Source organism: Flagellimonas flava (assembly GCF_050617915.1).
Lineage (GTDB): Bacteria > Bacteroidota > Bacteroidia > Flavobacteriales > Flavobacteriaceae > Flagellimonas > Flagellimonas flava_A.
The window spans coordinates 1-228 of record NZ_JBODQE010000258.1 but is presented as its reverse complement, the minus strand read 5'-3'; the positions used below and the strand labels follow the sequence as shown (position 1 = coordinate 228).

General features: G+C 40.8%; 1 pseudogene. It reads left to right on the top strand.

What is annotated here, in order from left to right:
- Positions 1-228: pseudogene (locus ACRHOZ_RS21770) on the top strand (glycosyl hydrolase family 17 protein); the annotation flags it as partial.

The window sequence follows — 228 nt, the reverse complement described above, 5'->3', positions numbered from 1 at the left end:
CCAATTGTTACCCATTTTGGCACGGCTGTGATATGGACTACTCCCTGCTGTATATGAAAGATATGTTCCAACGTGCAGTCAAGGCGGGCAATGGTAAAAAAGTTATTATTTCCGAAACTGGTTGGCCTAGCCAGGGAACCAATTTGGAAGGGCCATTTCCCTCCTTTGAAAATTTCATGAAGTATTTTATGAATACCCAAAAATGGTCCATGGAAGAAGATATTGAAA